This is a genomic window from Microbispora sp. NPDC046933, from assembly GCF_040644635.1.
Lineage (GTDB): Bacteria > Actinomycetota > Actinomycetes > Streptosporangiales > Streptosporangiaceae > Microbispora.
Genome location: NZ_JBEYWW010000011.1, coordinates 114,779 through 140,406, shown reverse-complemented (window position 1 = coordinate 140,406; position 25,628 = coordinate 114,779). Strand labels below are relative to the sequence as shown.

General features: G+C 71.1%; 22 protein-coding genes and 1 pseudogene. 14 read left to right on the top strand and 9 right to left on the bottom strand.

The window, feature by feature from the left end:
* Positions 1-30: 30 nt before the first annotated feature.
* Positions 31-960, bottom strand: coding sequence for an SDR family oxidoreductase (locus tag ABZ857_RS17035; RefSeq protein ID WP_357043847.1), 930 nt, complete (start codon positions 958-960; stop codon positions 31-33).
* A 120-nt stretch (positions 961-1,080) separates the two neighbouring features.
* Here ABZ857_RS17035 and ABZ857_RS17030 point away from each other — a divergent pair, with 120 nt between their 5' ends.
* Positions 1,081-1,647 carry a TetR family transcriptional regulator gene (locus ABZ857_RS17030; RefSeq protein ID WP_357043845.1) on the top strand — a complete coding sequence of 189 codons (567 nt, stop codon included), beginning with the start codon at positions 1,081-1,083 and terminating at the stop codon, positions 1,645-1,647.
* An 84-nt stretch (positions 1,648-1,731) separates the two neighbouring features.
* Here the strand turns inward: ABZ857_RS17030 and ABZ857_RS17025 are convergent, their stop codons facing one another.
* Complete coding sequence (locus ABZ857_RS17025) at positions 1,732-2,898, bottom strand: erythromycin esterase family protein (protein WP_357043844.1); 1,167 nt, start codon at positions 2,896-2,898, stop codon at positions 1,732-1,734.
* 90 nt (positions 2,899-2,988) lie between these two features.
* Between ABZ857_RS17025 and ABZ857_RS17020 the strand changes: the two genes are divergently transcribed.
* Entirely contained in the window at positions 2,989-3,672 is a 684-nt protein-coding gene (locus ABZ857_RS17020) for a TioE family transcriptional regulator (protein ID WP_357043842.1), read from the top strand.
* A 19-nt stretch (positions 3,673-3,691) separates the two neighbouring features.
* On the opposite strand, the gene ABZ857_RS17015 is transcribed toward ABZ857_RS17020, so the two are convergent.
* Positions 3,692-5,407, bottom strand: coding sequence for an IlvD/Edd family dehydratase (locus ABZ857_RS17015; RefSeq protein WP_357043840.1), 1,716 nt, complete (start codon positions 5,405-5,407; stop codon positions 3,692-3,694).
* 205 nt (positions 5,408-5,612) lie between these two features.
* On the opposite strand from ABZ857_RS17015, the gene ABZ857_RS17010 reads away from it, so the two are divergent.
* The 4 genes from ABZ857_RS17010 to ABZ857_RS16995 all read left to right on the top strand — a co-directional run bounded on the left by ABZ857_RS17010 (position 5,613) and on the right by ABZ857_RS16995 (position 11,250).
* On the top strand, positions 5,613-6,554 hold the full coding sequence (locus tag ABZ857_RS17010) for an SMP-30/gluconolactonase/LRE family protein (protein WP_357043838.1): 942 nt from the start codon (positions 5,613-5,615) through the stop codon (positions 6,552-6,554).
* A gap of 83 nt (positions 6,555-6,637) precedes the next feature.
* The gene (locus ABZ857_RS17005; protein WP_357043836.1) at positions 6,638-7,651 is read left to right on the top strand and encodes an alcohol dehydrogenase catalytic domain-containing protein; all 1,014 of its coding nucleotides are present in this window, start codon (positions 6,638-6,640) and stop codon (positions 7,649-7,651) included.
* 40 nt (positions 7,652-7,691) lie between these two features.
* On the top strand, positions 7,692-10,532 hold the full coding sequence (locus ABZ857_RS17000) for an FAD-binding and (Fe-S)-binding domain-containing protein (protein ID WP_357043834.1): 2,841 nt from the start codon (positions 7,692-7,694) through the stop codon (positions 10,530-10,532).
* Positions 10,533-10,824: 292 nt separating this feature from the next.
* The gene (locus tag ABZ857_RS16995; protein ID WP_357043832.1) at positions 10,825-11,250 is read left to right on the top strand and encodes a hypothetical protein; all 426 of its coding nucleotides are present in this window, start codon (positions 10,825-10,827) and stop codon (positions 11,248-11,250) included.
* Positions 11,251-11,267: 17 nt separating this feature from the next.
* Here ABZ857_RS16995 and ABZ857_RS16990 read toward each other — a convergent pair whose 3' ends face one another.
* Positions 11,268-11,471, bottom strand: a complete 204-nt coding sequence (locus ABZ857_RS16990) for a hypothetical protein (RefSeq protein ID WP_357043830.1) — start codon at positions 11,469-11,471, stop codon at positions 11,268-11,270.
* A gap of 95 nt (positions 11,472-11,566) precedes the next feature.
* A complete protein-coding gene (locus ABZ857_RS16985) occupies positions 11,567-12,109 on the bottom strand; it encodes a MarR family transcriptional regulator (protein WP_357043828.1) in 543 nt (180 codons plus the stop codon).
* An 82-nt stretch (positions 12,110-12,191) separates the two neighbouring features.
* Between ABZ857_RS16985 and ABZ857_RS16980 the strand changes: the two genes are divergently transcribed.
* The 3 genes from ABZ857_RS16980 to ABZ857_RS16970 are packed head-to-tail and all read left to right on the top strand — an operon-like array spanning position 12,192 to position 15,421.
* Positions 12,192-13,373, top strand: a complete 1,182-nt coding sequence (locus ABZ857_RS16980; RefSeq protein WP_357043825.1) for a flavin-dependent oxidoreductase — start codon at positions 12,192-12,194, stop codon at positions 13,371-13,373.
* Positions 13,343-13,819: a DUF3237 domain-containing protein gene (locus ABZ857_RS16975; protein ID WP_193208876.1), complete on the top strand. Its 477-nt coding sequence runs from the start codon at positions 13,343-13,345 to the stop codon at positions 13,817-13,819. Before ABZ857_RS16980 ends, ABZ857_RS16975 begins: the two co-directional genes overlap by 31 nt.
* A gap of 9 nt (positions 13,820-13,828) precedes the next feature.
* On the top strand, positions 13,829-15,421 hold the full coding sequence (locus tag ABZ857_RS16970) for a CocE/NonD family hydrolase (RefSeq protein ID WP_357043823.1): 1,593 nt from the start codon (positions 13,829-13,831) through the stop codon (positions 15,419-15,421).
* Positions 15,422-15,528: 107 nt separating this feature from the next.
* On the opposite strand, the gene ABZ857_RS16965 is transcribed toward ABZ857_RS16970, so the two are convergent.
* The gene (locus ABZ857_RS16965) at positions 15,529-15,852 is read right to left on the bottom strand and encodes a hypothetical protein (protein ID WP_357043821.1); all 324 of its coding nucleotides are present in this window, start codon (positions 15,850-15,852) and stop codon (positions 15,529-15,531) included.
* Positions 15,853-16,107: 255 nt separating this feature from the next.
* Between ABZ857_RS16965 and ABZ857_RS16960 the strand changes: the two genes are divergently transcribed.
* The 3 genes from ABZ857_RS16960 (at position 16,108) to ABZ857_RS16950 (ending at position 20,180) form a co-directional block, all read left to right on the top strand.
* Positions 16,108-18,609 (top strand): DUF262 domain-containing protein, encoded by a 2,502-nt coding sequence (locus ABZ857_RS16960; RefSeq protein ID WP_357043819.1) that lies wholly within the window; start codon positions 16,108-16,110, stop codon positions 18,607-18,609.
* A 61-nt stretch (positions 18,610-18,670) separates the two neighbouring features.
* On the top strand, positions 18,671-19,189 hold the full coding sequence (locus ABZ857_RS16955) for a hypothetical protein (RefSeq protein WP_357043815.1): 519 nt from the start codon (positions 18,671-18,673) through the stop codon (positions 19,187-19,189).
* Positions 19,190-19,238: 49 nt separating this feature from the next.
* On the top strand, positions 19,239-20,180 hold the full coding sequence (locus ABZ857_RS16950) for an HNH endonuclease (protein ID WP_357043813.1): 942 nt from the start codon (positions 19,239-19,241) through the stop codon (positions 20,178-20,180).
* A gap of 216 nt (positions 20,181-20,396) precedes the next feature.
* On the opposite strand, the gene ABZ857_RS16945 is transcribed toward ABZ857_RS16950, so the two are convergent.
* The 3 genes and pseudogenes from ABZ857_RS16945 to ABZ857_RS16935 all read right to left on the bottom strand — a co-directional run.
* A complete protein-coding gene (locus ABZ857_RS16945) occupies positions 20,397-21,350 on the bottom strand; it encodes a hypothetical protein (protein ID WP_357043811.1) in 954 nt (317 codons plus the stop codon).
* A gap of 383 nt (positions 21,351-21,733) precedes the next feature.
* The gene (locus ABZ857_RS16940; protein ID WP_357043809.1) at positions 21,734-23,842 is read right to left on the bottom strand and encodes a hypothetical protein; all 2,109 of its coding nucleotides are present in this window, start codon (positions 23,840-23,842) and stop codon (positions 21,734-21,736) included.
* Between the two features lie 83 nt (positions 23,843-23,925).
* Positions 23,926-24,135, bottom strand: a pseudogene (locus ABZ857_RS16935) (RNA 2'-phosphotransferase); the annotation flags it as partial.
* A 43-nt stretch (positions 24,136-24,178) separates the two neighbouring features.
* Here ABZ857_RS16935 and ABZ857_RS16930 point away from each other — a divergent pair.
* Both ABZ857_RS16930 and ABZ857_RS16925 read left to right on the top strand, forming a co-directional pair.
* Complete coding sequence (locus tag ABZ857_RS16930) at positions 24,179-25,069, top strand: phosphorothioated DNA-binding restriction endonuclease (protein ID WP_357043808.1); 891 nt, start codon at positions 24,179-24,181, stop codon at positions 25,067-25,069.
* Positions 25,070-25,123: 54 nt separating this feature from the next.
* Positions 25,124-25,414, top strand: coding sequence for a hypothetical protein (locus ABZ857_RS16925; RefSeq protein WP_357043806.1), 291 nt, complete (start codon positions 25,124-25,126; stop codon positions 25,412-25,414).
* Positions 25,415-25,628 lie beyond the last annotated feature (214 nt).

The window sequence follows — 25,628 nt, the reverse complement described above, 5'->3', positions numbered from 1 at the left end:
CCCTGAGAACCCGCACCGGCCGGTGACCGGTCACCCGGCGCGGAAGTAGTGGCCCTTGCCGAGGTCGTCGATCAGCCCCGGCTGGGCCGGCCGCCAGCCCAGCAGCTCGCGGGTCAGCGCGCTCGACGCCGGAGCGTCGATCCCGATCATGCCGCCCAGCCAGGAGAAGTGCTCGCCCGCCTCCTCGCGGGGGATCGAGACCACCGGCAGGCCGAGGTGGCGCCCGATCACCTCGGCGACGGCGCGGATCGGCACGCCCTCGTCGGCGACCGCGTGCAGCACCGAGCCCGCCGGCGCCTTCTCCAGTGCGAGGCGGAACAGGTGCGCGGCATCGAGCCGGTGCACCCCGGGCCAGCGGTTGGACCCGTCGCCGACGTGACCCGAGACGCCCCTGTCGCGGGCGATGCCGACCAGGGCCGCCATGAAGCCGTGGTCTCCCTCGCCGTACACGGTCGGGGGCAGGCGCAGCACCGACGAGCGGACACCGTGGGAGGCGAAATCGAGCGTCCTCAGCGCGGTGGCCTGCCGGGCCCGCGGGCCGCCTTCGGCGTGCGCCCCGGCGGGGCCGGAGTCACGCCCGTCCCGTTCGGTCGCCACCTGACCCGGCGTGAGCCCGAGGAGCCCGGAGGCGAGGACGAACGGGCGGTCGGAGCCCGCCAGCACCTCGCCGAACGTCTCGACGGCGCGGCGATCCGCGTCGGCGGCGCCCTGGAAGTCGCCGCTGAAGGCGATGTCGTGCTTGAACGCGAGGTGGATCACGCCGTCCGACGCCGCGGCCGCGCTCCGCAGGGTGTCGACGTCGTCGATGGTGCCGCGGCACACCTGCGCCCCGGCCCTGGTGAGAGCGGCGGCCGACACGTCGGACCGCGCGAGGCCGACGACCTCGTGGCCCGCGCCGATGAGTTCGGGAACGACGGCGGAGCCGATCCAGCCGGACGCGCCCGTGACGAATACGCGCATGACGTACTCCCAGTGGTCGATTGCCCTCGCGCCGGTGCACACCGGGCAAAGAGCGATGTCAGTGACTGTCATCAACATAGCACCGATGTCAGTGACTGTCATCAGGGTAGGATCCGGAGCATGGGTCGATGGGAGCCGAACGCGCGTGGCCGCCTGGAGCAGGCGGCGCTCGAGCTCTACGTCGAGCGGGGGTACGAGCAGACCACGGTGGCGGAGATCGCCAAGCGGGCGGGGCTGACGGAGCGCACGTTCTTCCGGCACTACGCCGACAAGCGCGAGGTGCTGTTCGGGGGCTCCGACACGCTGCGGGATCACCTCGTGAACGCCGTCGCCGCCGCGCCGGACTCCGCCGCGCCGATCGACGCGATCGCCGGAGCCGTCGAGGGCGTGGGCGTCCTGTTCGACGAGCGTCACGAGCGCGCCCGGCAGCGGCAGGCCGTCATCGCCCTGAACGCGGAACTCCGGGAACGCGAGCTGATCAAGCTCGCGTCGCTGTCCGCGGCGCTCGCCGACACGCTGCGGCGCCGCGGCGTCCCGGACCCGGCCGCGAGCCTGGCCGCCGAAGCGGGGATCGCCGTCTTCAAGATCGCGTTCGAACGCTGGATCAGCGGGCCCGGCGAGCCGGGCCTGTCGCAGCTCGTCCGGGAGTCCTTCGACGCGCTGAAAGCCGTGACGGCCGGCACGTGACGTCCCCGCCTTCGGCGGGGCTCGGGATAGGTGACGAGATTGACGCGCGTGCGTGTCAGGTGCGCCTGACACGCACGCCTCCTGTCACACCGGCGTGACAACCTGCTTGAGGAAGACGACGCCGTCGATCATGTCGAGCTGGGCCGGGTCCAGCGGGAAGTAGGCGAAGTCGTGGGAGACGCGCGGGGCGGGCTTCGTGATGGCCTCGGCCAGGCCGCGGGCGTCGATGAGAGAGCGGTCCCACGGGAGCGTGGACAAGATGCCCTCGACGGTGTCCGGGGGCGGGGTGTCGTCGCCGGCCGTGCCGAAGGCCGAGGCCAGGAAGGCGTACCGGTCGCCCAGATGCGTCGCGGTGATCGCCCCGGCGCTCCACCACTCCAGCTGCTGGTCGCCGAACGGCATCAGGCTCTTGTTCCGCTGCAGGTGGAGGTTGCTGGAGAAGACCAGGGCCGGGCCGTGCTCGGCGACGGCGCGCAGGTTGGCGGCCATCATCGCGTCCCGCAGGGCCGACAGCCGGTTCCACCGTGCCGGGGACGCGTCGGCCAGCCAGTAGTGGTAGCGGAGCAGGCCGGTGGCGGTGCGCGCGTACAGTTCCGCCCGCTCCCTGTCCTCGGCGCTCAGCCGCGGCGCCTGCGTCTCGAGCAGGGCCACCAGGTCGTCGGCGATCAGCCGCAGTCGCCGGGCGTCGGCGGACCGGCCGATCGACTGGGACGGATCCATGGCCGTGGCCTCGTTCGACCACCGGTCGTCGGGGCCGAGCAGGGTGTCGAGGGTTTCCCCGGTTACCACGGTGCCGGGGAGCGGGCCGTCGAGGAGGGCGCAGAGGGCGGTGAGCGCCTGGCGCGGGCTCGCCGCCCAGTACTCAAGAGGGCCGTCGAACCCGAAGAACCGGAGCTTCTCGTCATGCTCCTCGTTGTGCGCCCGCATCCAGCGTACGAGCTCCCGGTTTGCCGGTAGCGCGCCGAAGCCGTGGCTGAAGCCACGTTCCATGACGTCGTCGAGCGTGCCCGCGCCCGTCGCGAGGTAGTCGTCCACCACGAGGCCCATCAGGCAGTCGCTCTCGATGGCGAACGACCGGTAGCCCTCGTGCTCGACCAGGTGCCGGAAGATCTCGTTGCGCACTTCGCCCAGCTCCCCCACGAAGTGCCTGGCCTCGCCCAGGCCGAGCAGCAGGGGCCGGGCGGGAAGCGACCGGAGGAACGCCGAGACTCCCGCGCCGTCGAGCGGCCGGGCCGTGTCCTTGATATCCATACCTTTGACGGTATCGTTGAACAATCGGTGGAAACTTTTCCCTGAAAACCCCTGTTTCATCGCGACGGACCTTCAATCGGTGATGCATTCATGAGGCCAGTGGACCTGGCACGCGAGCACGGCCTGTCCACCCAGGCGATCAGGAACTATGAGGACGCCGGCATCCTGCCCGCCGCCGAACGCACCGTCCACGGCTACCGCACCTACACACCGCTGCACGCGCGAGCCCTGCGGGCGTTCCTCACCCTTGTCTCCGGGCACGGTCACCAGACGGCCATGTCGATCATGCAGGCGGTCAACCGGGGCGCCACCGAGGACGCGCTGCGGCTCATCGACGAGAGCCACGGCCGGCTCCTCGACGACCGCCGCACCCTCCAGGCCGTCGAAGCCGCGCTCCGCGATCTGGCGCCCGTGCCGCAGGAACGCGGCGACACGTTCATCGGCCCCCTGGCCAGACGGCTCGGCCTCCGCCCCGCCACTCTGCGCAAATGGGAGAACGCCGGGCTGGTCCGGCCGCGCCGCGATCCGCAGACGGGCTACCGGATCTACAGCGCGGCCGACGTACGCGACGTGCGGCTGGCTCACCAGCTCAGGCGGGGCGGCTACCTCCTGGAGCAGATCGCCCCGCTCATCGCCCAGGTCCGCTCCGCCGGAGGCGTCGCCCCGCTGGAGTCGACCCTGCGCGACTGGCAGGCCCGCCTGTCCGCCCGGGGCCGCGCCATGCTCAAGGGCGCCGCCGACCTGGACGCGTACCTCCGCGCCCGCGAACCCTGAAGATGACGCGGCGGCGCTGCTAATGCGAGTCGCGCGACACCCGGTGGCCGCTGGAGCCGGTGAGGAAGCCAAGATCGGCGCCGGTGTCCGCCTGGCCGACCGTCTCGACGTACAGGCGCTCCCAGCCGCGGCGCGGGGCGGCGAAGGCCCGCACCATGGCCGGTGACGGTTCGCGTGCGGCCAGTTCCTCGGCGGGGACCTCGACGTCGAGCCTGCGGTTCTCGACGTCGAGGACGACGATGTCACCGGTGCGGACGAGGCCGAGCGGCCCGCCGGCGGCCGCTTCCGGTGCGACGTGCAGCACGACCGTGCCGTAGGCCGTACCGCTCATCCGCCCGTCGCAGATGCGGACCATGTCCCGTACGCCCTGGGCGAGCAGCTTGGCGGGCAGCGGCATGTTGGCGACCTCCGGCATGCCGGGATAGCCCTTGGGGCCGCAACCGCGCAGGATGAGCACCGAGTCGGCGGTGACGTCCAGGTCCGGGTCGTCGAGCCGGGCGTGCAGGTCCTCGACGGAGTCGAACACCACCGCGGGCCCGCGATGGCGCAGCAGGTGCGGCGAGGCCGCCGCCGGTTTGATCACCGCGCCGTCGGGGGCGAGGTTGCCCCGGAGCACCGCGATCCCGGCCTCCTCCAGCAGGGGCGTCTCGCGGGGGCGGATGACCTCGGGGTCGTGGATGCGGGCCTGGTCGAGGTAGTCCACCAGCGGACGGCCCGTCACGGTGATCGCCTGAGGGTCGAGCAGGTCGCGCACCTCGCGCAGCACGGCGTGCAGCCCGCCCGCCCGGTAGAGGTCGTCCATGAGGAACCGCCCGGCGGGCAGCAGGTCGACGAGCAGCGGCACACCCGACCCCGTGCGGTCGAAGTCGTCCTGGGTGAGCTCCACCCCCAGCCGTCCCGCGATGGCGAGCAGGTGGACGACGGCGTTCGTGGACCCGCCGAGCGCGGCGAGCGCGACGATGGCGTTGAGGAAGGAGCCCCGGCTGAGCACCGTGCTGGGCCGGCGGTCCGCGGCGACCATCTCGACGGCGAGCGACCCGGTGGCGTGGGCGGCCTCCAGCAGCCGGCTGTCGGCCGCCGGGGTGCCCGCGACGCCCGGCAGGGTCATGCCGAGAACCTCGGCGAGCAGTCCCATGGTGGAGGCGGTGCCCATGGTGTTGCAGTGGCCCTTGCTGCGGATCATCGACGACTCCGAGCGCAGGAACTCCGCCTGGGTCAGCGTCCCGGCGCGGACCTCCTCGCTGAGCTTCCAGACGTCGGTGCCGCAGCCGAGCGGGACGCCGCGGAAGTGCCCGGTGAGCATCGGCCCGCCCGGCACGACGACCGCGGGCAGGTCCACGGACGCGGCGGCCATCAGCAGCGCGGGGATCGTCTTGTCGCATCCGCCGAGCAGCACGACCCCGTCGATCGGGTTGGCCCGCAGCAGTTCCTCCGCGGCCATCGCGGCCATGTTGCGCCACAGCATGGCGGTGGGGCGCACCTGCGTCTCCCCCAGCGACACCACGGGCAGGTTCAGCGGGACGCCGCCCGCTTCCCAGACACCGCGTTTGACGTGCTCGGCGACCTCGTCCAGGTGCATGTTGCACGGGGTCAGGTCCGACGCGGTGTTGGCGATCGCGATGTGCGGACGGCCGTCGAAGGCGTGGGAGGGCAGCCCGCGTCGCATCCATGCCCGGTGGATGTAGGCGTTGCGGCCGGTCCCGGCGTACCACTCGGCGCTGCGGCTCGTCCCCATTCGGCACCCAATCTCCGGAGAGGCAGAGACGGTGCGAGGCTAACCCACCGTTCACCCCGCCCGGAAGGTCCGGGTGAGGGCCTTTTCTCCCGCCCGAAATCGGCTCTAGTATCCGGAACATGACCGTGCTTCCGCTCGCTCCGCCGCGGGCGGTCCCCGGCGGCCCGCCGTCCATCCGTGCGATCACCGGCGGGCAGGAGGTCTCATGACCAGGCAGTTCACCGCCGCGCAGGCCTCCGGCGAGGTGTACGCCCTCGGCGAGGGCCCCGTCTGGGATCCCCTCAGGCAGCGCCTGCTGTGGGTGGACATCGACGCGGGGGCGGTGCACGAGGGACGGCTCGACCCCGCGACCGGCGCCGTCACCGCCACCACGGCGCACACCTTCGGCGGCACGGAGGGCGGCACGGCAGGCGGCGCGGCAGGTGGCACGGCAGGTGGCACGGTGGGCGCGGTCGCCGTCTCCGCCGGCGGAGAGGGCGGAGAGTTCGTCGTCGCCGAGCGCGAGGTCCTCACCCGGGTCGACACCGCCGGCCGCCGCACCGAGCTGGCCCGGGTGCTGCCTCCCGGCGCGCCGAGCAGGCTCAACGACGGCGCCGTGGACCCGGCCGGGCGCTTCCTGATCGGCAGTATGGCGCTGGACGACCGGGAGGGCCAGGAGGTGCTGGCCCGCCTCGACGGCACGACCTGCGTCCGCCTCGACGACGACCTCACCCTGTCGAACGGCCTGGCCTGGAGCCCGGCGGGCGACCGCCTCTACAGCATCGACAGCACGCCGCACGTCGTGTGGGAGCGCGACTACGACCCGGCCACCGGCCGGACCGGGCCGCGGCGGGAGCTGTTCCGGCTCACCGACGGCATGCCCGACGGGATGTGCGCCGACGCCGAGGGCAACCTGTGGATCGCGATCTTCGGAGGCGGCCGGGTGGAGTGCCGCGATCCCGGCGGGCGCCTGCTCGCCACGGTCGAGGTCGGCGCGCCCAACGTCACCTGTCCCGCCTTCGCCGGACCGGATCTCGACGTCCTCGTCATCACCACCTCCACCGAGGGCGTCGATCTGGCCGAACATCCCGGGTCGGGGCACCTGTTCACCGCCCGAGTGGGCGTACGCGGCCTGGCGACGCCCTACTGGGTGCCGCCCCGACCGTGAGCCCCGATCAAGGAGACACGACCTTGCCCCCCACCCGCATCGGCGCCCGCACGCCCCTCCCCTTCTCCCGGTAGGGCCGGCACGTGCGGGCACTGGTCATCACCGGCCCCGGCAGGGCCGAGGTCAGGGACGTCGAGCCGCCGGTCGCCGCACCCGGGCAGGTGGTCGTCGACGTCGAGCGGGTCGGCGTCTGCGGCACCGACGTGGAGCTGTTCACCGGTGGAATGAGCTATCTGCACAGCGGTCACGCGCGATATCCGCTGCGCCCCGGTCACGAGTGGTGCGGCGTCGTCACGGCGCTCGGCGAGGGCGTCGCCCCCGGCTGGCTGGGCCGCCGCGTGACGGCCGACACCATGCTCGGCTGCGGCGACTGCCCCCTCTGCCGGGACGGCCTGCACCACGTGTGCCCCGACCGGGCCGAGATCGGCATCCGCAAGGGCTTCCCCGGGGCGCTGGCCGAACGGCTGGCCGTACCGGCGACGGCACTGCACGCGCTGCCCGACACGATCGACGCGACGCTGGGCGCGCTGGTCGAACCCGGCGGCAACGCCCTGCGCGCGGTGCGCTGCGCCGCCCTGGAGCCCGGCGACCGGCTGCTGGTGCTGGGCACGGGCACGATCGGCCTGCTCGTGGCGCTGCTCGCGCGGACGCGGGGTGCGCAGGTGCACCTGATGGGCCGCGACGAGCCCACGCTCCGGCTGGCCCGCGACCTCGGCTTCGCGGGCGTGTGGACCCGGGCGTCACTTCCGTCCCTCCCGTGGGACGCCGTGGTGGACGCGTCCACCGCGGCGGACCTTCCGGCGCTCGCGCTCGACCTGGTCAGGCCCGCGGGCCGGGTAGTCTATGTCGGTCTCGCGGGGTCCCCCAGCCGCATCGACACCCGCGACCTCGTGTTCAGGGACGTCACCGCCGTCGGCGTGCTCAGCGGTTCGGCCGGTCTCGCCGGGACCATCGAGGCGTACGCGGACGGATCGGTCGACGCCCGCCCGCTCGTGGCCGCCACCGTCGGCCTGGACGACGCCGCCGGCGTGCTGGCGGGGTGCCGCCCGGCCGGCGCGGGGCCGGGGCCTAAGATCCACATCGACCCGCGGCGATAGAGGAGGCGCACCGCGGCCTCCGGACGGAAGCGTTGAGATCATGACCCTTATCGATGCCGAACCGCGACGGCCCGCGCCGTCCGACCCCGCCGTGCTGGCGGCGGTGGAGGCCGCCGTGCCCGGGATCACCCGTGCGCGGGCGAGCGACCGGCTCGGCATGGCGCACGACGCCTCGCACTACCTGCTGACCCCGCAGGCCGTCCTGGTGCCGGAAAGCGCCGCGCAGGTGGCGGCGCTGATGCGGACCGGCCTGCCGCTGACCTTCCGGTCCGGCGGCACCAGCCTGAGCGGGCAGGGCGTGAGCGAGCACCTGCTCGTCGACACCCGCAGGCACTTCAGGGGCATCGAGGTGCTCGACGGCGGCGCCCGCGTCCGGGTGCAGCCCGGGGCCGTGCTGCGGCAGGTCAACGCCCGCCTCGCGGCGTACGGCCGCAAGCTTGGCCCCGACCCGGCCAGCGAGTCGGCGTGCACGATCGGCGGGGTCGTCGCCGACAACTCCAGCGGCATGACCTGCGGCACGCACGCCAACACCTACCGGACGCTGGAGTCGATGGTCCTCGTGCTGCCCAGCGGAACCGTCGTCGACACCGGCGCGCCCGACGCCGACGCCCGCCTGCGGGCCCTCGAACCCGCCCTGGCCGAGGGCCTGGAACGGCTGCGCGACCGGATCCGCGGCAACCCCGACTCGGTGCGCCGGATCGAGGCGCAGTTCTCCCTCAAGAACACCATGGGCTACGGCCTCAACAGCTTCCTCGACCACGACTCGCCCGCCCAGATCCTCGCCCACCTCGTCGTCGGCAGCGAGGGGACCCTCGCGTTCGTCGCTGAGGCGGTCCTGCGGACGGTGCCGGCGCACCGCCTCGCCGCGACCGGCCTGGTCGTCTTCCCGACCCTGCGGGAGGCGATGGCGGCGGTGCCGGAGATCGTCGCGGCGGGGCCCGCCGCCGTCGAGCTGCTGGACGCCGAGTCGCTGCGGGTGGCCGCGACCGACCCCCACGCCGACGACGTCCTGCGGACGCTGGAGGTGCGCGATCACGCGGCGCTGCTGGTGGAGTGGCAGGAGTCCGACCCCGAACCGCTCGCCGCGCGCGAGCGGGAGGCCGGGCGGGTCTTCGCCCGCCTGAACCTCGCCGCCCCCGCGCGGCTCAGCGGGGACACCGCCGGCCGGGCGGCCCTGTGGCGCATCCGCAAGAACCTGTACGCAGCGGTCGCCGGCGCCCGGCCCAGCGGCACGACGGCGCTGCTCGAGGACGTGGCCGTCCCGGTGCCCGTCCTGGCGGATCTCTGCGACGACCTGGCCGAGCTGTTCGCGAAGCACAGGTACGAGCGCAGCGTGATCTTCGGGCACGCCAAGGACGGCAACCTGCACTTCATGCTGAACGAGCGCTTCGGCACCGGCCCGGACCGCTACGCCGAGTTCACCGAGGAGATGGTCGCCGCGGTGCTCGACCGCGGCGGCACCCTCAAGGCCGAGCACGGCACCGGACGGGTGATGGCCCCCTTCGTCCGCCGCCAGTACGGCGACGAGCTGTACGAGGTCATGCGGGAGGTCAAGCGGCTGTGCGACCCCGCCGGCGTCCTCAACCCCGGCGTCGTGCTCACCGACGACCCGCGCGCGCACCTGCGCGACCTCAAGACCGTCGTCAGCGTCGAGCCCGAGGTCGACCGGTGCGTGGAGTGCGGCTACTGCGAGCCGGTCTGCCCCAGCCGGGATCTCACCACGACCCCGCGCCAGCGCATCGTGCTGCGCCGGGAGATCGCCGCGGCCCGCGCGGCGGGCGACCACGCGCTCGCCCGGCGGTTGGAGGAGGAGTACGGCTACGACGCCGTCGACACCTGCGCCGTGGACGGCATGTGCGCCACCGCCTGCCCGGTGCTGATCAACACCGGCGACCTCACCAAGCGCCTGCGCGCCGAGCGTCACGGGCGCGCGGCGCGGGCGGGCTGGAAGACCGCCGCGAAGCACTGGGGGGCGGTGACACGGGCCATGGACCTTGCGATGGACGCGGCCGCCGCGGCCCCGGCCGGGCTCGTGGAGGGGGCCGGCCGGGCGGCCCGCAGGGCCGGCGACCCCGACACCGTCCCCCTGTGGAGCCGCGACCTGCCTCGCGGCGGCATGCCCCGGCGCGCCGCGCCGCGACCCGAGGCCGACGCGGTGTACGTGCCGTCGTGCCTGAACACCATGTTCGCCCCCGCCGACGGCGGTCCGGGCGTCATGGCCGCGCTGACGCGGCTCGCCGAGCGGGCCGGCCTCCGGCTGCACGTGCCGGAGGGCGTCGGGAGCATGTGCTGCGGCACGCCGTGGTCCTCCAAGGGATTCGGCGAGGGCTACGAGGTGATGCGCCGCCGGGTGCGGGAGACGCTCCTGACCGCGACCGACGGCGGGCGGCTTCCGGTGGTCAGCGACGCCGCCTCCTGCACGGAAGGGTTCGAACGGCTGACCGCCGCGGGGTCCGGACCGCCCACGGGCGCGGCCTCCCCCGCCGTCCGGGTGCTCGACGCCGTCACCTTCGTGGCCGAGCACGTCCTGCCGCGGCTGCCGCAGCCGCCCGAGGACCGCAGGCTGGCCTCGCTCGCCCTGCACCCGACCTGCTCGTCCACCCGGCTCGGCCTCGACCCCGCCATCGCCGCGATCGCCGCGGCGGTCGCGAAGGAGGTCGTCGTCCCGGAGGGATGGCAGTGCTGTGCCTTCGCCGGCGACCGGGGCATGCTCCACCCGGAGCTGACCGCCTCCGCCACCCTCGCCGAGGCCGCCTCGGTGGCCGACGGCGGCTTCGCGGCGCACGCGTCGGTCAACCGCACCTGCGAGATCGGCATGACCCGCGCCACCGGGAAGACCTACCACCACCTGCTCGAACTGCTCGACAGGGTCACTGCCTGAAGGACGCCGCCACCCCGCCAGCCGGCCGGTGGCCTGCCCACCCCCCGGGCCCGGATCGGCGTACGCGGCATCCGGGGCATCGGCCCCGCCGCGATGGAGCGCAACGCCCGCACCGGCGAGGCGCGCGTCGGCCCGGGAACCGGGCAGGGCAGGGCAGGTGAGCCTCGACGGCGAGCCGCTGAGCTCTTCGACCGCCTCCACTTCCTGTGACGGCCCCGGGCGTCGGTTCGGCCCGGCGGGCGAGTATCGTCACAGGCCGGACAGAATAGGCCAAAATGGACAGGAGTCGCCGATGAAGTTCATGAGGGCCCGGGAGGTGCCGGGCCGGGTCGCCACGGGTGCGTACATCCTGCACTCCGGCGTGGAGAAGTGGAACGGCGACGACGATCAAGCCGCCGGCATCCACGGCATGGCCGTCGGCGCCTTCCCGTTCCTGAAGTCCGTCCCGCCTCGCCGGTTCCTCAAGCTGCTGTCGGCGGCCGAGATCGCGACGGGCGTGGCGCTCCTGACGCCGTTCGTGCCCGCAGCGGTCGCCGGGGCCGCGCTCACGGGCTTCTCCGGCGGCCTGCTCGCGCTCTACCTGCGCACGCCCGCGCTGCACCAGCCCCGCAGCATCTGGCCGAGCCCGGCGGGCATCGGCGTCAGCAAGGACGTGTGGATGCTGGGCGTCGGGCTCGGGCTGCTCGCCGACGCCGCAACCCGGCGGCGCGACGGCTGACTCTGCCGCCTTCTGCTTCAGCGCCGCCTCAGCGCGCGCCACAGGCGCCTTCCCGACGTGAGGGGCTCGACGTCCTCCTCCGGCGCGGCGTCGTCGTCCGGCAGGTCGTACCAGTGAGTGTCGCCGGGGAACGGGTCCGGCTCCGCGCCGCCGGGCCGGTCCCCGGCCGCGGCGTCGGCGTCCGGCTCCGCGAACGGCGGGAACTGCTCGGAAACGGCCACTGGTGCGGTCCTCACGGTGAAGCGGGCGCGTCCCGCCCCCGGGGACGCCTGCGAGAACTTTACGGGTGGCTTCTGGGCGACTGCCCCGGTTTGTCCTATGAAAGATCCGCCGGCCGGCTGTGGAGGATCCGGGCCAGCAGGGCGGTCATCTGCTCGCGCTCGGCGGGACCGAGACAGGCGAACCACTCCCGCTCCCTGCGGGTCTGCTCGGAGAATGCCTCGCGCACGGCCGCCTCGCCCATCGCGGTCAGCGTGACGACCACCGCGCGGCCGTCCTCCGGCACGGGCCGGCGTTCGACCAGGCCGCCGCGTTCGAGGGTGTTGACGGCGTTGGTCACCGCGGACCGCGACATGGCGGAGATCTCGGCGAGCCGTACGGGCTGGGTGGGGCCGAGCAGCCAGAGCTTGAACATCAGCCGGAAACCGGGCAGCGTCAGGCCGCGCGGGCGGTGGATCCGGGTCTCCAGGTCGGTGACCAGCAAGTAGGCGAGCTGGAGCAGGTGGTAGGCCAGCGCGAACGCCTCGGCGTCGGCCGGAGGCGACATGGCCGCCAGGCGCTCGCGCGCGTACGCGGCATACCGCAGGTCAGGCGGCACGTCCACGCCGAGATCCGGCCGGGTGTCGGGCTCGCTGTTCACCGGTCAAGTCTTGCGCAGCCGCAGCGGTGTCGTGAATATTGTTTCGGCCATAACAACTTCTCGTCTCCCCCGGAGGGCGCCCGTGCGCATCGTCATCGCCGGAGCGGGCATCGGCGGGCTGACCGCCGCGCTCAGCCTGCACGCGGCCGGGTTCGAGGACGTGACCGTGCACGAGGCCGCCCCCGAGATCCGGCCGCTGGGCGTCGGGATCAACCTCCTCCCGCATGCCGTACGGGAGCTGACCGAGCTGAGCCTGGCCGACCGGCTGGCGGAGATCGGCGTCGCCACGGCCGAACTGGCCTACTTCAACCGCTACGGCACGCCGATCTGGTCCGAACCCCGGGGTCTGGCCGCGGGTTACGCCTGGCCGCAGTACTCCGTCCATCGCGGGAGGCTCCAGATGCTCCTGCTGGAGGCGGTGGTGGAGCGGCTGGGCCCGGACGCCGTACGGACCGGCAGCCGGATCACCGGCCCCGGCACCGAGGACCTGCTGATCGGCGCGGACGGAATCCACTCGGCCGTGCGCGCCCATCTGTACCCCGATGAGGGCCCGCCCCCGTGGAACGGCCTGGTCCTGTGGCGGGGCGTCACCTACGGCGAGCCGTTCCTGACCGGCCGATCGATGATCATGGCGGGCGACGGCACGCAGAAGTTCGTCGCCTACCCGATCGAGACCGGCGACCGCACACTGATCAACTGGATCGCGGAGCGACCTCTGGACGGCGACGCCCCGGACCGGGGGAACTGGAACCGCCCGGCCGACCTGGCCGAGATCGGCAGGCACTTCGCCGACTGGCGCTTCGACTGGCTCGACGTGCCGGGGATCATCGCCGGTGCCGAGACCGCGTACGAGTACCCGATGGTGGACCGCGACCCGCTCCCCCGCTGGACCTTCGGCGACGTCACGTTGCTCGGCGACGCGGCGCACGCGATGTATCCGATCGGCTCCAACGGCGCCTCCCAGGCGATCGTCGACGCCAGGGTGCTGGCGTACGCCCTCGCCCGGGGCGACCTGGCGGCGTACGAGGAGACGCGCCGGCCGGCCACGACGGCGCTGCAACTGTCCAACCGCGAGATGGGCCCGGAGATCGTCATGAAGCTCGCCCACGAACGCGCGCCCGGCGGGTTCGACGACATCGAGCAGGTCATCCCCCACACCGAGCGGGCGGAGATCGCCGCCTCCTACAAGCGCACGGCCGGGTTCGACCCCGCCTCGCTCAACGAGCGCCCGTCGTGGAGCGTCGATCGGAGCGCGGTCTCGTGAACCTGGAACCGCTCGCCACGTTCCGCGTGGATCTCGACCCCGTGCTCGACCTGGGTGACTCTCAGTGGGGCCACCGGCGTGTGGTCAACATCGTGGGCGGCACGTTCGACGGCCCCCGCCTGTCGGGCACCGTGCTGCCCGGCGGGGCCGACTGGCAGGTCGTCCACGCCGACGGCATGATCAGCATCGACACCCGCTACACGCTGCGCACGCACGACGGCGCGCATCTCTACATCACCACCAGCGGAGTCCGGCACGGCTCCCCCGAGGTGCTCGGCCGCCTCGCGCGGGGCGAGGACGTCGACCCGTCGGAGTACTACTTCCGGCTGTTCTGCCGCTTCGAGACCGGCGACGATCGATATCTCTGGCTCAACCGCACCCTCGCCGTGGCCTCGGCCGCCCGCGTGGCCACCGCCGTACGCTACGACGCCTACGCCCTGACCTGAGGAGTCCTCATGCCGAAGCTCGACCGCCCCCCGCTTCCGGTCGGCGTCGAGCACGACGTCCCCATGCCGATGCGGGACGGCACCATCCTGCGCGGCACCGTCCACCGGCCCGCCGGCGGCGGTCCGCTCCCGGCGCTGCTCATGCGCACGCCGTACGGCGAGGACTCGTTCCGGATGGCCCCGGTGACGCCCGCGCTGCGGGCCGGGTTCGCGGTGGTACTGCAGCACTGCCGGGGGCGCGGGAGCAGCGACGGTGAGTTCCGGCCGTGGGTGGACGAGGGCGCCGACGGCCACGACACGATCGCCTGGATCACCTCGCAGCCCTGGTCGAACGGCGAGGTCGTGATGAGCGGCATGTCCTACCTCGCCGGGTGCGCGCTGCAGGCGGCGACGACCCGTCCGCCGGGGCTGAAGGCCGTGGTCGCCTCGATGACGCCGCACGACTTCCACGACGGCCTCAAGTATCACGGCGGGGCCTTCGCGCTGGGGTCGGCCCTCAACTGGGGCGCGACGCAGGCGCTGCTCGGGTTGCTGCACGCCGCCGAGGCGGGCGAGGACGTCGGCGCGGGGTTCGCCGCGGTTCTTCCCGTTCTGGGCGACCAGGACGCCGCGGCGCGCACCCTGCCGGTGGACGACATCCCCGGCATCCCCTGGTGGCGCGACTGGACCTCGCATCCCGAGCGCGACGCCTACTGGGAGGAACTGGCCGAGACCCTGCGCCACGACCGCATCGAGGTGCCGGTCATGCACGTGGCGGGCTGGTTCGACCTGTTCCTCGGTGGGACGCTGGAGAACCACCGCCGCCTGGGCGGCCCTCTGGTCGTCGGTCCCTGGTCCCACCTCGCACCGGGCGCCGCCGGCACCGGACGGCTGTTCTTCGGGGCCGCCGCCTCCGGGCAGGCGATCCGGTTGGAACAGCGGCAGCTCGAATTCCTGAAGGGCGAGGACACCGGCCCCGCCGTGAAGATCTTCGTGATGGGCGACGACGTCTGGCGGGACGAGGACACCTGGCCGCTGGAACGCGCCGTCGAGACTTCCTACTACCTGCACGCGGATGGCCTGCTCTCCCCCGAGCCGCCCTCGGCGTACGAGCCGGCGACCTTCACCTTCGACCCGCGTGACCCGGTCCCGACCGTCGGCGGCCCGACGCTGCTGCCCGACCCCACCAACGTCGGGCCGCAGGACCAGCGTGACGTGGAGCGGCGGCCCGACGTGCTCTGCTACTCGACCGAGGTGCTCACCTCCGACGTCGAGGTGACCGGCCCGGTGTCGGTGACCCTGCACGCGGAGACTTCCGCCGCCTCGACGGACTGGACGGCCAAGCTCGTGGACGTGTATCCCGACGGCCGGGCGATGAGCGTGATCGACGGCATCATCCGCGTTTCCGAGTCCTCCGGGACGTTCGCCATCGACCTCGTCGCCACCAGCCAGGTCTTCAAGGCCGGTCACCGGATCCGGGTGGAGATCTCCAGCTCCAACTTCCCCCGTTTCGACCGCAACCCCGGCACCGGCCGCATTGGGGCGGCCGAGGCGGACCTGGTCCTCCAGCACCAGAAGGTCTTCCCCGACTCGTACATCACGCTGCCGATCGTCCCCTGCTGAACGTTCTTCGCTGAACGTTCTCCGCTGGACGTGCCTGGCGCGAGGTCCGCCGGGCTGCCGCTTGCCGGATCGTCACCAGAGGTGCCGGGCGATCCGGTAGCCGGTCATCAGAGCGCGTCGTCAAGAAGAGCGTCCGCGGACTCCACCGTGACGGCGGCCCGGATCCAGCCGTCCAGCCACTCCAGGTCACGGCACTTCCTGATCTTGTCGCCGAACTCGTCGGGCACCCGGATGCCGCGAGCGGCCAGCACCGTCAAGATCGCCTCGGCCTTACCCTGGGCCTTACCCTCGGCCCTACCCACTTCCCGTCCCTTGGCGATGTTCTCGCGGGCCCAGTCGCTGAGGTATTCGTAGGTTTCGGTCTTCAAGTGCTCCTCCAAGTGATCCCAGACCTCTCGAGGCAGCGCCGCACGAACCATGTCGGCGTACATACCGTTCACGGAGTGCCCAGTGATTCGCGATCATATTGACACAGCACGCTACTTATATGGGTACATTTCGCCCAATATGAAAACTCCCGAGCATATTGATAATATCTGAATTGCCTATATGTGATCTCCCTTTATTGCTCGATAATACTCTCGGCACTGTGCCGTCTTCGTCTGCGACTGCTTCATTCGCCCGCGAATTGTCAGGGCCCTGTGCCATGATCGGCCGGTACTTGTTGCACCGGTTCAGGAGCTTGTGTGAAGGCCAACGAAACCACCCTGCGCAATCTGATCAAGGGCGAGATTCAGCTGATGGTCCCGCTCTACCAGCGTCCGTACGCCTGGGAACGCGAGCAGCTGAGACGGCTGTGGAGCGACATCGAAGTGCAGGCGGAGGCGCTGGCCAAGGAGCAGGCCGCCAGTCACTTCCTCGGATCCGTGGTGCTCGCCCCCGGTCCCGACCTCAGCCCGAGCCTCAGTCAGTGGGTGGTGGTGGACGGCCAGCAGCGACTCACCACGCTGCTGCTCGCGCTGTGCGCGTTACGCGACCACCAGGCCGCCGAGGATCCGCGGAGCGTCGAGCGCATCAACGAACTCCACCTGATCAACAAGTACAAGGACGGCGACCTGCGCTATCGGCTGCTGCCGACCCAGGTCGACCGCGAGGCGTTCAAGGCCTGTATCGAGGGCTACCCGAACTCCGACCCGGACAGCCGGGTGGGGAGCGCGTACCAGTTCTTCCGCACCAAGCTGGTCGAGATCGACGACCCGGCGGATGACCAGGACGTGCGCCGCATCGAAACCGTCTTCCTCGACCGGCTCAGCCTCGTGCACATCCAGGTGGACAAGGACGACAACGCCTTCCGCATCTTCGAGTCCATCAACAACACCGGCATGGGGCTCAGCCAGGTCGACCTGATCCGCAACTACGTGTTCATGTGCCTGCCCACCAAGAGCCGCCATGTCTACGACACCTACTGGCTCCCCATGCAGAAGCTCCTCGGCGCAAAGGGCCTCGACCAGCTCATGTACCTGGTCCTGGTGCTCGAACACGGAGACGAGGCCCAATACAAGGACGCCTATCGAGGTCATCAGGACCTCCTCCGCGCCACCGGCGGCAGCGAGGAGCGCATCGAGCAGTACGCGAAAGACCTGGCCCGCAGGGCACGCTATCTGCACCACATCCTGGAGCCGAACGACGACACCGCCATCGACGCCCGGCTGCGCTTTCTCAACGACTGGAAGGCGAACACGGTCTACCCCGTCGTGATGAGGCTCCTGGAGCTTCAGGACCAGGGGGATGCCACGGACGACGAGGTTCTCGAGGCACTCGGCTATCTCGAGAGCTTCCTCGTCCGGCGGCTCATCGGCGGAGTCACCTCGGGGAGCCTCAACAAGATCTTCATGCGGGTCACCCGCCAGTTGACCGGCGAGGAACCGGTGGCGAAGGTGCTGCGGACCGCCCTGTCCGCGCCCCGTCTGTACTGGTCGACAGACGAGCAGTTCCGCAGGGACATCCGGGAGAAGGCGTTCTACTGGCAAGGCCGGACGGTGCAGCAGAAGCTGATCCTGCGACGTCTGGAGGAGTCCTACGGCTCCAAGGAGCTCGTGGACCTGTCCGACAAGAAGATCACCATCGAGCACGTTCTTCCGCAGAACGCCGGCGCCGACTGGCTCAAGGAACTGGCCGGCGAAGGAGATCCCGAGACCCTGCACAAGGAGCTGGTACACACGCTGGGCAATCTCACGCTCACCGGCTACAACTCCGAGCTGGGCAACATGTCCTTCGAGAAGAAGAAGGAATTCCTCGCTCACAGCGGGCTGGTGATGAACCAGCGCGTCGCCAAGCAGGACCGCTGGGGGAAGGCTGAGATCATCGCGCGGGCCGAGGAGATCGCGGACCGCGCGGTCGACGTCTGGGCTGGTCCCGTCGAGACCGGCCCGGTCGGCCCCTCCCGCGACTGGAGCCTGCTGCACGCGGCGCTCGCCGCCCTGCCGCCCGGCACCTGGACGAGCTACGGCGATCTCGCGGAGCTGATCGGCTCCCACGCGGTGCCCGTCGGCGCCCATCTCGCCGGCAGCCGCATCCTCAACGGTCATCGCGTGCTGAAGTCGACGGGAGAGGTGTCGGACAACTTCTACTGGGCGGACGAGGATGACGAACGCGATGCGTACGACGTCCTCAAGGCGGACGGCATCACGTTCGACGAACGCTGGCGGGCCGATCCCGCGCAGCGCATCAGTGCCCGGGAACTCGCTGAGTTGCTCGGCCTGCCGGGAGCGGAGGACATCGCCGAGGCGGAACCCGCATCGTCCGACGACGTGGGGACGATCAGCGAGTGGGAGCAGCGTTTCTTCCAGCAGGTGGGCGAGACGAGCGGGCCGCAGGCCGCGGGCGCGGTGTCACGCCTGCTCGAATGGTGGAGGGACCGAGGCGGCGACGTGCAGTTCGGCCGTTCGGCCGGAGCGTCCTGCGCTCCGACGATCAAGGGGTTGAGTGAGACTCTCCACCCCATTCGCTTCTACGCCAAGACCGTCGAGGTGACCTTCGGCGTGTTGAAGAAGCGCGTGCCCTTCAAGGACCCCGAACTCCGCGAGGAACTCCGGCGACGGATCAACGAGGCGCCGGGAGTGGACATTCCAGCGGCGAAGCTTGAGCTCTACCCGTCGTTCCCGATCACTCTTCTCGCGAACGAAGCCGTGTGGGACGTGGTCGTCGCGGCCCTCGACTGGTGCGCCGATCAGGTGAAGCCTCATTAAGGGCACTCCCGGCCCGCTTCGGCTTACGGCTCTGCCCCGGGCATCCGATACCGTTCCGATCGTGACCGCGTACCTGTTGATTCTCGGGGAGCGGGAGGCCGTCGCGTGGGTGCTGCGCGAGTCCCGAATGGCCTTCCCTCCGACGAGTCGCAGCGAGGTGAACCGGCTCAAGGTGGGGGACGATCTCTTCGTCCTGACCACCCGCGGCTGCTGGCACAACCCGACCCGTGACCGGACGAGGATCATCGGCACGGCCGAGGTCACCTCGCAGGTGACCGCCTACGAGAAGCCGGTCACGATAGCGGGCCGGGATTTCACCCGTGGGTGCGACATCGGCCTGCGGTCGCTCGCGCCGTACCTCGCCGGGGTCGAACTGGCGCCCCTCGTTACACGGCTGGATGCCTTCCCCGACATCAAGTCCTGGTCCATCCGCCTCCGGCGTCCCCTACTTGAGCTGAGCGCATCCGACGCCGCCCTGCTCGAACGCGAGCTCGGCGGCGTCGCCCGCGAGCCCGTCTCGGTCATCCCGGGATACCTGTCCTCGATCCGGCCTGTACAGCAAACGCCTACTCGCGCCTGACTCCGCTACCGCTGCGGCGCTCTGGCGGAGTTGATCACGTACGTGCACAATGACCTTTGTGAGAGCGTACGTCGGGGTGACTGACGCGGGCTGGTACCGCTTCCTGGCGGGGCATCCGGACCTCAGCGAGGTGAATTTCTGGCGGCCCTCCAGCGGGCGGGAGTTCCGCGCGATCGACCACGGCGAGCCGTTCTTTTTCAAGACTCACCACCCGCACAACCGCGTGGTCGGCGGCGGATTCTTCAGCGGTTTCGCGCCCCTCCGGGTCTCCGAGGCGTGGGAGTTCTTCGGCGAGGGCAACGGCGTACTGAGCCTGACGGAACTGCGCCGACAGGTCGGCAAATACCGCAGTCAGCTGATGGCACCCGGTGAGGATCCGGTCATCGGCTGCGTCATTATCCGCGACGTCTTCTTCTATCCCGAGGATGGTGTCGCCGGGCCGCCGCCGGACTTCGCGTCCAACATCGTCCAGGGCAAGAGCTACGACCTGGCCACCCACCCGGCCGCCGATTACTTCTATGACCTCCTCAACCGCGCCGGAATCCACGGAAACGTGGACGTGTCCGAGCCGTGGCACCGCCAGGGGCCGGTTTTCGGCGACCCTCGGCTGGCACCCCGCAGGCTCGGCCAGCAGGCGTTTCAGGCCGTCGTCCTGCATGCGTACGAACGGCGATGCGCGATCACGGGCGACCGGATCAGGCCGGTCCTTCAGGCGGCGCACATCCGTCCGGTCACGGCCGGCGGCGAGCACCGACTGGACAACGGGCTCCTGCTCCGCTCGGACGTGCACACGCTGTTCGACCGCGGCTATCTGGCCGTCGATCCCAAGCATCGATTACTGGTCAGCCCACGCCTGCGTGAGGAGTTCGGAAACGGCGAGGAGTTCTACCGCCAGGCCGGACGAGAGATCAACGTCCCCGATCGGCCGCGTGACCGGCCGAACCGGGAGGCCCTCGAGTGGCATCTCGACGAAGTTTTCCTCCGTACATAGGCCGCACAAGTCGGACTCGCAGGGGAAGGCCGACGTCGATGCGAATCACCGCAGGAGACGACGTTCACCGCGAAGCCCTCTGCCCGGCGGATTCCAGCAGCGCCGGCAGCGCGACCGAATCATCACGAGCTGTCGCCATCGCCGCCGCCGTGATCCGAGGCCGTGCGGTCTCCCCCGGGGCGCCCGGCACAGCGGGGGCCACGTCACGGGACGGCGTCAGGAAATGTCGTCGAGCAATGCGTCAGAAGAGTCGACCGTGGCGGCTGCTCGGAGCCACGCAGTCAGCCGGTCGAGGTCGTGACATTTCCGGATCTTTTCGGAGATATCCTCGGACACCTCGATGCCCCGGGCCGACAGGACAGTCAGGATCGCCTCGGCCTGTCCCTCCGCCTTGCCTTCCGCCTTGCCTTCGGCCTTGCCTTCCGCCCTGCCTTCGGCCTTGCCTTCCGCCCTGCCTTCGGCCTTGCCCTTGGCGATGTTGTCGCGAGCCCAGTCACTCAGGTACTCGTAGGTCTCGGTCTTCAAGTGCCTCTCCAAGTGATCCCAGATCTCCCCGGGCAGCGCCGCGCGCACCATGTCAGCGTACATACCCGCCTGATCGCGGTCGAGATTGTGCAACGCCGTGAGCAGGGCTTCGAGGATCTCCGGGCCCTGCGGCGTGTCGGCATGATGGATCACCGACAGTACGGCGAGTTCGAGGTCCTCCGCCACCTGGCCGGCGTCGGTGATCACCGGAACCTCGGCGGGCCCGACGACGAGCGGGGTCAGCACCATACCGGGGTGACCCAGTTCGATGGGGCGGGCGCACCAACGGGCGATCGCCGCGTCGGGCGCGACGACCAGGAGCATGACCGGGCATTTCAACCGGCTGCGCAGACTGCTGAGGTACAGGGGCCAGGACCAGAGCTTGTCCGAATCACGGTCGCGCTGAACTTCCACGATCACAGCCAGGACGGGTTCGGGCTCGTCGTCGGGGCGCTTACGACGGAAGGCTATGACCGAGTCGGCGCGACGTTCGGTAGGTGTGACCTCGGTGAGATCGGCCGATTCGAGGCCCGCGTAGTCGTAGTCGGGCAGGTCGACCCTGAGGGAGCGAGTGAGCAGGTCGGCGGCGAGGTCGGGTCGCTCGCAGAACAGACGGACGAGCGCTTCGTGTTCGGCTAGTGCCACTGCGTGACCGTATCCGCGTCGACAGGGGCGGCGAGACTCTACGTTACTTACTGCAATTGTTTCGTTACTTTGAGTTCGATCCGCATGCACGCGCGGCCCTCGATGCCGACCAGCGCAGCGGCCGCGGCACGGGGTCGAAGACTGCTGCGGCGGGCGGTTCGCCGGCCGGGCGGGTGAGGAGGGCTCGGAAGCTATATTCGCCAGCAGGCCCATTACGGGCCTACCTGGAATTGAACCAGGTGAGAAGGAAGCCTCCGAATGGCCTCACCCGCCGGAGCGCAAGGAAAGCGGGAGAACTAGATTCAGACCGGCGCCCGTACGGGCAGACCGGTTCCAAAAAGGTGAGAAGGAAGCCCTCCCATGGCCTTGCCATCAGCAAGATATCAGGCCGGGATCAACTCGTGCAGCGTGGCGGGCGTGTAGACCCGCGTCCCTTCCGGGAGGTCGGCGGGTGTCTCGAGCCCGAGGTACGTGACGTGCCCGCCCTCGGAGGACTTGGCCCGTAGCAGGTCGACCAGATAGCCGACCCGGAGGTAGTCCCGTTCCACGATCGAGCGCACGAGCAGCGACGCGGTGACCCGGTTGCCCTCCACCTGGTTGAACGCCGGATAGCCCGACAGGTATAGGTGCAACCACTTCACCCGCCACGCATCGTCGTCGCCGCGCAGGAAGACGAGCGGGAGCGCGATACGGCCGGATCCGCGCAGGTCGGACTTCATCCGCACGGTGCGCGGTTCGAACGGCCTGCCCTCCTGGGCGGCGTCCCTGGTCATGTAGCCGAAGAACGCCTCGGCCGCCTCGTCGAACCGCTCCCCGGCATAGATGTTGACCTGAGGGATGATGATCGGCTTTGTGGCGTGGGACAGGCGCACGTCGATGAACTCCGAGGCGCCGTCGGGAGCCTCGGTGAGGTCGCCCGAGTAGGTCGCGAAGTCGTTGGCGTAGGACGTCCACGAGATGTGGGTCGGGTTGTCATAGGTGGGGTCGAGCATGAGCGCGGACAGGTCGTAGTCGGTGCGCCGCTCGGCCTGGCGCCAGTGCACGAAGAATCGGAGCAGCTCACCGTCCACGGGCGACAGCGAGCCGCGGGGCAGCATCCCGAGCCCGGGTGCGACCGCCTTGCCCGACAAGGGAAGCGCCACGTCGAGTACGGCGGGGTCGACGATCAACTGGCCGGGGTCGGGCAGGCGGCGGCCGATCTCCTCGTCCAGGATGGCGAGCGTCCGGTTGAGGGCCTCCTCGTCGAGCGGGGCGCGGGTGTCGGGTGTCGTCCACGCTCTGCCGTACCGATTGGTGAAGACCCGGTTCACGGGGGCGAGCCGGTTCTGCAGGTGCTCCCGCAGGGAGAGCAGCACGCGGCCGGAGGCGCGGGCGGCGGCCCTCTCCGCCGCCTCCAGTACGGCGGAGCCGCCACCCGCGCGCAGCAGGTGGTCGAGGCGGCGCAGCAGTGCGCCGGGCGTGTCTTCCAGCAGCGAGACGGCCTCTTCGGTACGGCCCGCGGCCAGCGCGCCCTCGACCCGGCTGCCGAAGCTCACCGCCTTGCGCACACCCCTGGCCACGTCGAAGACCTGGGCCGCCCGGGGGAACCGCGGGTGCTCGTGGGGGTGCAGCCGCTCGCCGAGCCGCTTCCACTGCTCTCGGTGGCGTAGCACGTCCCCGTGCTTGGCGGCCGGGACGGTGTCCAGGGCGGCCAGCAGGAGGCGGCGTTCGGCGCGGCGGAAGGAGCGCAGGCGGGTGGGGGTGGCCAGGGTGACGTCGCCGCCGGAGCAGAGCGAGGCCAGCCGGAGCACGTCTGTCACGGTGTCGACGAGCAGGGGCCGCCCGGCGGCCAGCCGTACCTCGTTGATGACGGCCCGGTTCTCGCGCACCGGGACGTGCTCGGCCTCGTCGTCAACCCAGGAGTCGGCGCAGAAGGCGGCCAGCGCGCGCAGAGCGGCCAGGTCCTCGGCGGCGAGCGGGACCTCGGAGCCGGCCAGCGAGAGGTAGAGCTCTCGCGCCTCGTCCCGCAGGCTTCCGCCCAGCTCCAGCACGGTCACCCGGTCGCGAGCCAGGGGGATCAGCTCGGCGTGCGCGGCCAGCAGGTCGGCGTAGGTGTGCTGGTAGCCGCCGTATCGAGGCAGGTCCAGCAGGTTGAGGATGCCCGGCTGGAGCCGGGCGGCGGCGACCGGGTCGAGCATGGCCTCGCGCAGCAGCCCCGCCCAGAACTCCAGGGTGTCCGGGACGTTCTTCGGGAAGTCGATGAAGTAGGCGTTGTGTTCGACGTGGTCGCCGACCAGGCGGCGGACCGCGGCCAGGACGCGCACGCCAAGGTCGATCACCTGCTCGCCGGGCAGCCGGGCCAGGCGGTCGAGCAGTGCCGGTGAGCACGTGAAGCCGACGCTGAGCAGCGCCGCGTCGAGCTGCCGGGCGGCCACCCCACCCCAGCCGGGCGTGCCGTCCCCCGCATCGTCGACGGGAACACGCAGGCGCCGGGCGATGATGAGATCTTCCACGCAGGAACGATATAGGGCGGATATGCGCGGATCGCCACTGAAATAAGAGGCGCATGCCGGTGGCTTTCCAATCGCGAAGGGGTCTATCGGCTACCTCGCCACCGGATGAAGCGGGGCGGGACGTGGGCCACCAGCCAGACGCCGTTGGCGCTCACCCGGAAGTGATGCCCGGCCGCGCGCATCGCGCCCGCGTCCACCACGAGCACGACCGGCTTTCCCCCGCGTGCGCCGACGCGGGTCGCGGTCTCCCGGTCCGGCGACAGGTGGACGTGATGGCGTGCCATCGGCCGCAGCCTCGCCCACCATCAATGTGAAGATCACCGTATGGTGTCGGTCATGGACTGGGTCGAGCGCGTCGCCGGGATCCGCCGCTGGACGCGGCAGGGCGAACGGGCGCCGCACAAGCCGCTCCTGCTGCTCTACGCCCTCGGCCGCTTCCAGCGCGAAGGCGGCCGGCCGATCTCGTTCAGCTCCGCCGAGGCGGATCTCAAGGCCCTGCTCAGGGAGTTCGGCCCGCCGCGCGAGACCAGCCCCGGCTACCCCTTCCACCACCTCACCGGCGACGGCCTCTGGCTCGTCGACACGGTGCACGGGCCGGGCAGTCCCGGCTCGGAACTCGGACGCCTGCGTGCTGCCCAGGCCACGGGCCGGCTCCACCCCGACCTCCTGCGCGCCCTGACCGACGACTCCCACCTCGTCGTACGGCTCGCGCGGCACCTGCTGGACGCCAACTTCGAGCCGTCCCTGCATCCCGACATCTGCCGCTTCGTCGGTCTCGAGCTGAACGACCAGGTCGCTCCCGCCGAACAGGTCGTGCCGTCCGCGACCCGCCGGGACCCGGCCTTCCGGCAGACCGTGCTCGTGGCGTACGAGTACTGCTGCGCCTTCTGCGCGTACGACGGGTGGCTGGACGGCGTCGCGGTCGGCCTGGACGCCGCGCACGTCCGCTGGTGGGCCTTCGAGGGACCCGACGACGTCGCCAACGGGCTGTGCCTGTGCGCCATCCATCACAAGCTGTTCGACAAGGGCGTCCTCGGGCTGACCCCCGACCGGACGATCGCCGTCTCCCGGAAGTTCGTCGGCCGGAGCCCGGCGGCCGAGCGGATGGTCCTCGCCCTGGCAGGCAAGCCCGTACGCGATCCCCAGACCGGTCTCGACCCCGTTGACGTAAGCCACATCGAATGGCACAGCCGCCAGGTCTTCCGCACCCCGGCCCGCCAGGGATAGCCGATAGGCCGGCTGGGCGACGACGTCCCCGGCGAGCAGGAGACCGCGGGCACGGTGAGCGTGGTGGTGGCGCGCAAGCACGGCTGGGACAAGCTGTCGGTCTGCGCCTGCCTCGTCGACGTCTACTGCCTGGGCGTCGAGCACGCCCTCGGCCCCGACGTGATGAGCGAGGTGGAGCTGCACCGCTTCCTGCCCAAGTACTTCAGGATCTACCCGTACGGCTGGCGGGAGGCACCGCTCGACCTGGTCAGGCACCTCGTGTTCGGCGCGGTCGACTACGCACGCGATCTCGGCTTCGAACCGGTGGCGGACTTCGCCGGGGCCGCCGGACACCTCGGCGTGTGAGAGGAGAAGTCAGCCGTCACCTCCGGCAAGGACGGCAAGCCCTTCTACCTCGCGGGCCCGAACGACGACGCCAGGCACGTGGTGAAGACCCTGGAGCGGAGGGTCGGCCCGCCGCCCAACTTCGACTTCTTCGCCTTCGTGCCCGATTCGCCGATCTCCCTGGGCGGCCACAGGCTCGCCCCCTGACGCCGCCGGGAGCGGCCCGGACGCCGGG

Excerpts from the sequence above, each read along its gene's own strand:
- ABZ857_RS17035 (WP_357043847.1), bottom strand. The coding sequence starts at position 960 with ATGCGCGTATTCGTCACGGGCGCGTCCGGCTGGATCGGCTCCGCCGTC.
- ABZ857_RS17030 (WP_357043845.1), top strand. The coding sequence starts at position 1,081 with ATGGGTCGATGGGAGCCGAACGCGCGTGGCCGCCTGGAGCAGGCGGCG.
- ABZ857_RS17025 (WP_357043844.1), bottom strand. The coding sequence starts at position 2,898 with ATGGATATCAAGGACACGGCCCGGCCGCTCGACGGCGCGGGAGTCTCG.
- ABZ857_RS17020 (WP_357043842.1), top strand. The coding sequence starts at position 2,989 with ATGAGGCCAGTGGACCTGGCACGCGAGCACGGCCTGTCCACCCAGGCG.
- ABZ857_RS17015 (WP_357043840.1), bottom strand. The coding sequence starts at position 5,407 with ATGGGGACGAGCCGCAGCGCCGAGTGGTACGCCGGGACCGGCCGCAAC.
- ABZ857_RS17010 (WP_357043838.1), top strand. The coding sequence starts at position 5,613 with ATGACCAGGCAGTTCACCGCCGCGCAGGCCTCCGGCGAGGTGTACGCC.
- ABZ857_RS17000 (WP_357043834.1), top strand. The coding sequence starts at position 7,692 with ATGACCCTTATCGATGCCGAACCGCGACGGCCCGCGCCGTCCGACCCC.
- ABZ857_RS16995 (WP_357043832.1), top strand. The coding sequence starts at position 10,825 with ATGAAGTTCATGAGGGCCCGGGAGGTGCCGGGCCGGGTCGCCACGGGT.
- ABZ857_RS16970 (WP_357043823.1), top strand. The coding sequence starts at position 13,829 with ATGCCGAAGCTCGACCGCCCCCCGCTTCCGGTCGGCGTCGAGCACGAC.
- ABZ857_RS16965 (WP_357043821.1), bottom strand. The coding sequence starts at position 15,852 with ATGTACGCCGACATGGTTCGTGCGGCGCTGCCTCGAGAGGTCTGGGAT.
- ABZ857_RS16950 (WP_357043813.1), top strand. The coding sequence starts at position 19,239 with ATGACCTTTGTGAGAGCGTACGTCGGGGTGACTGACGCGGGCTGGTAC.
- ABZ857_RS16930 (WP_357043808.1), top strand. The coding sequence starts at position 24,179 with ATGGACTGGGTCGAGCGCGTCGCCGGGATCCGCCGCTGGACGCGGCAG.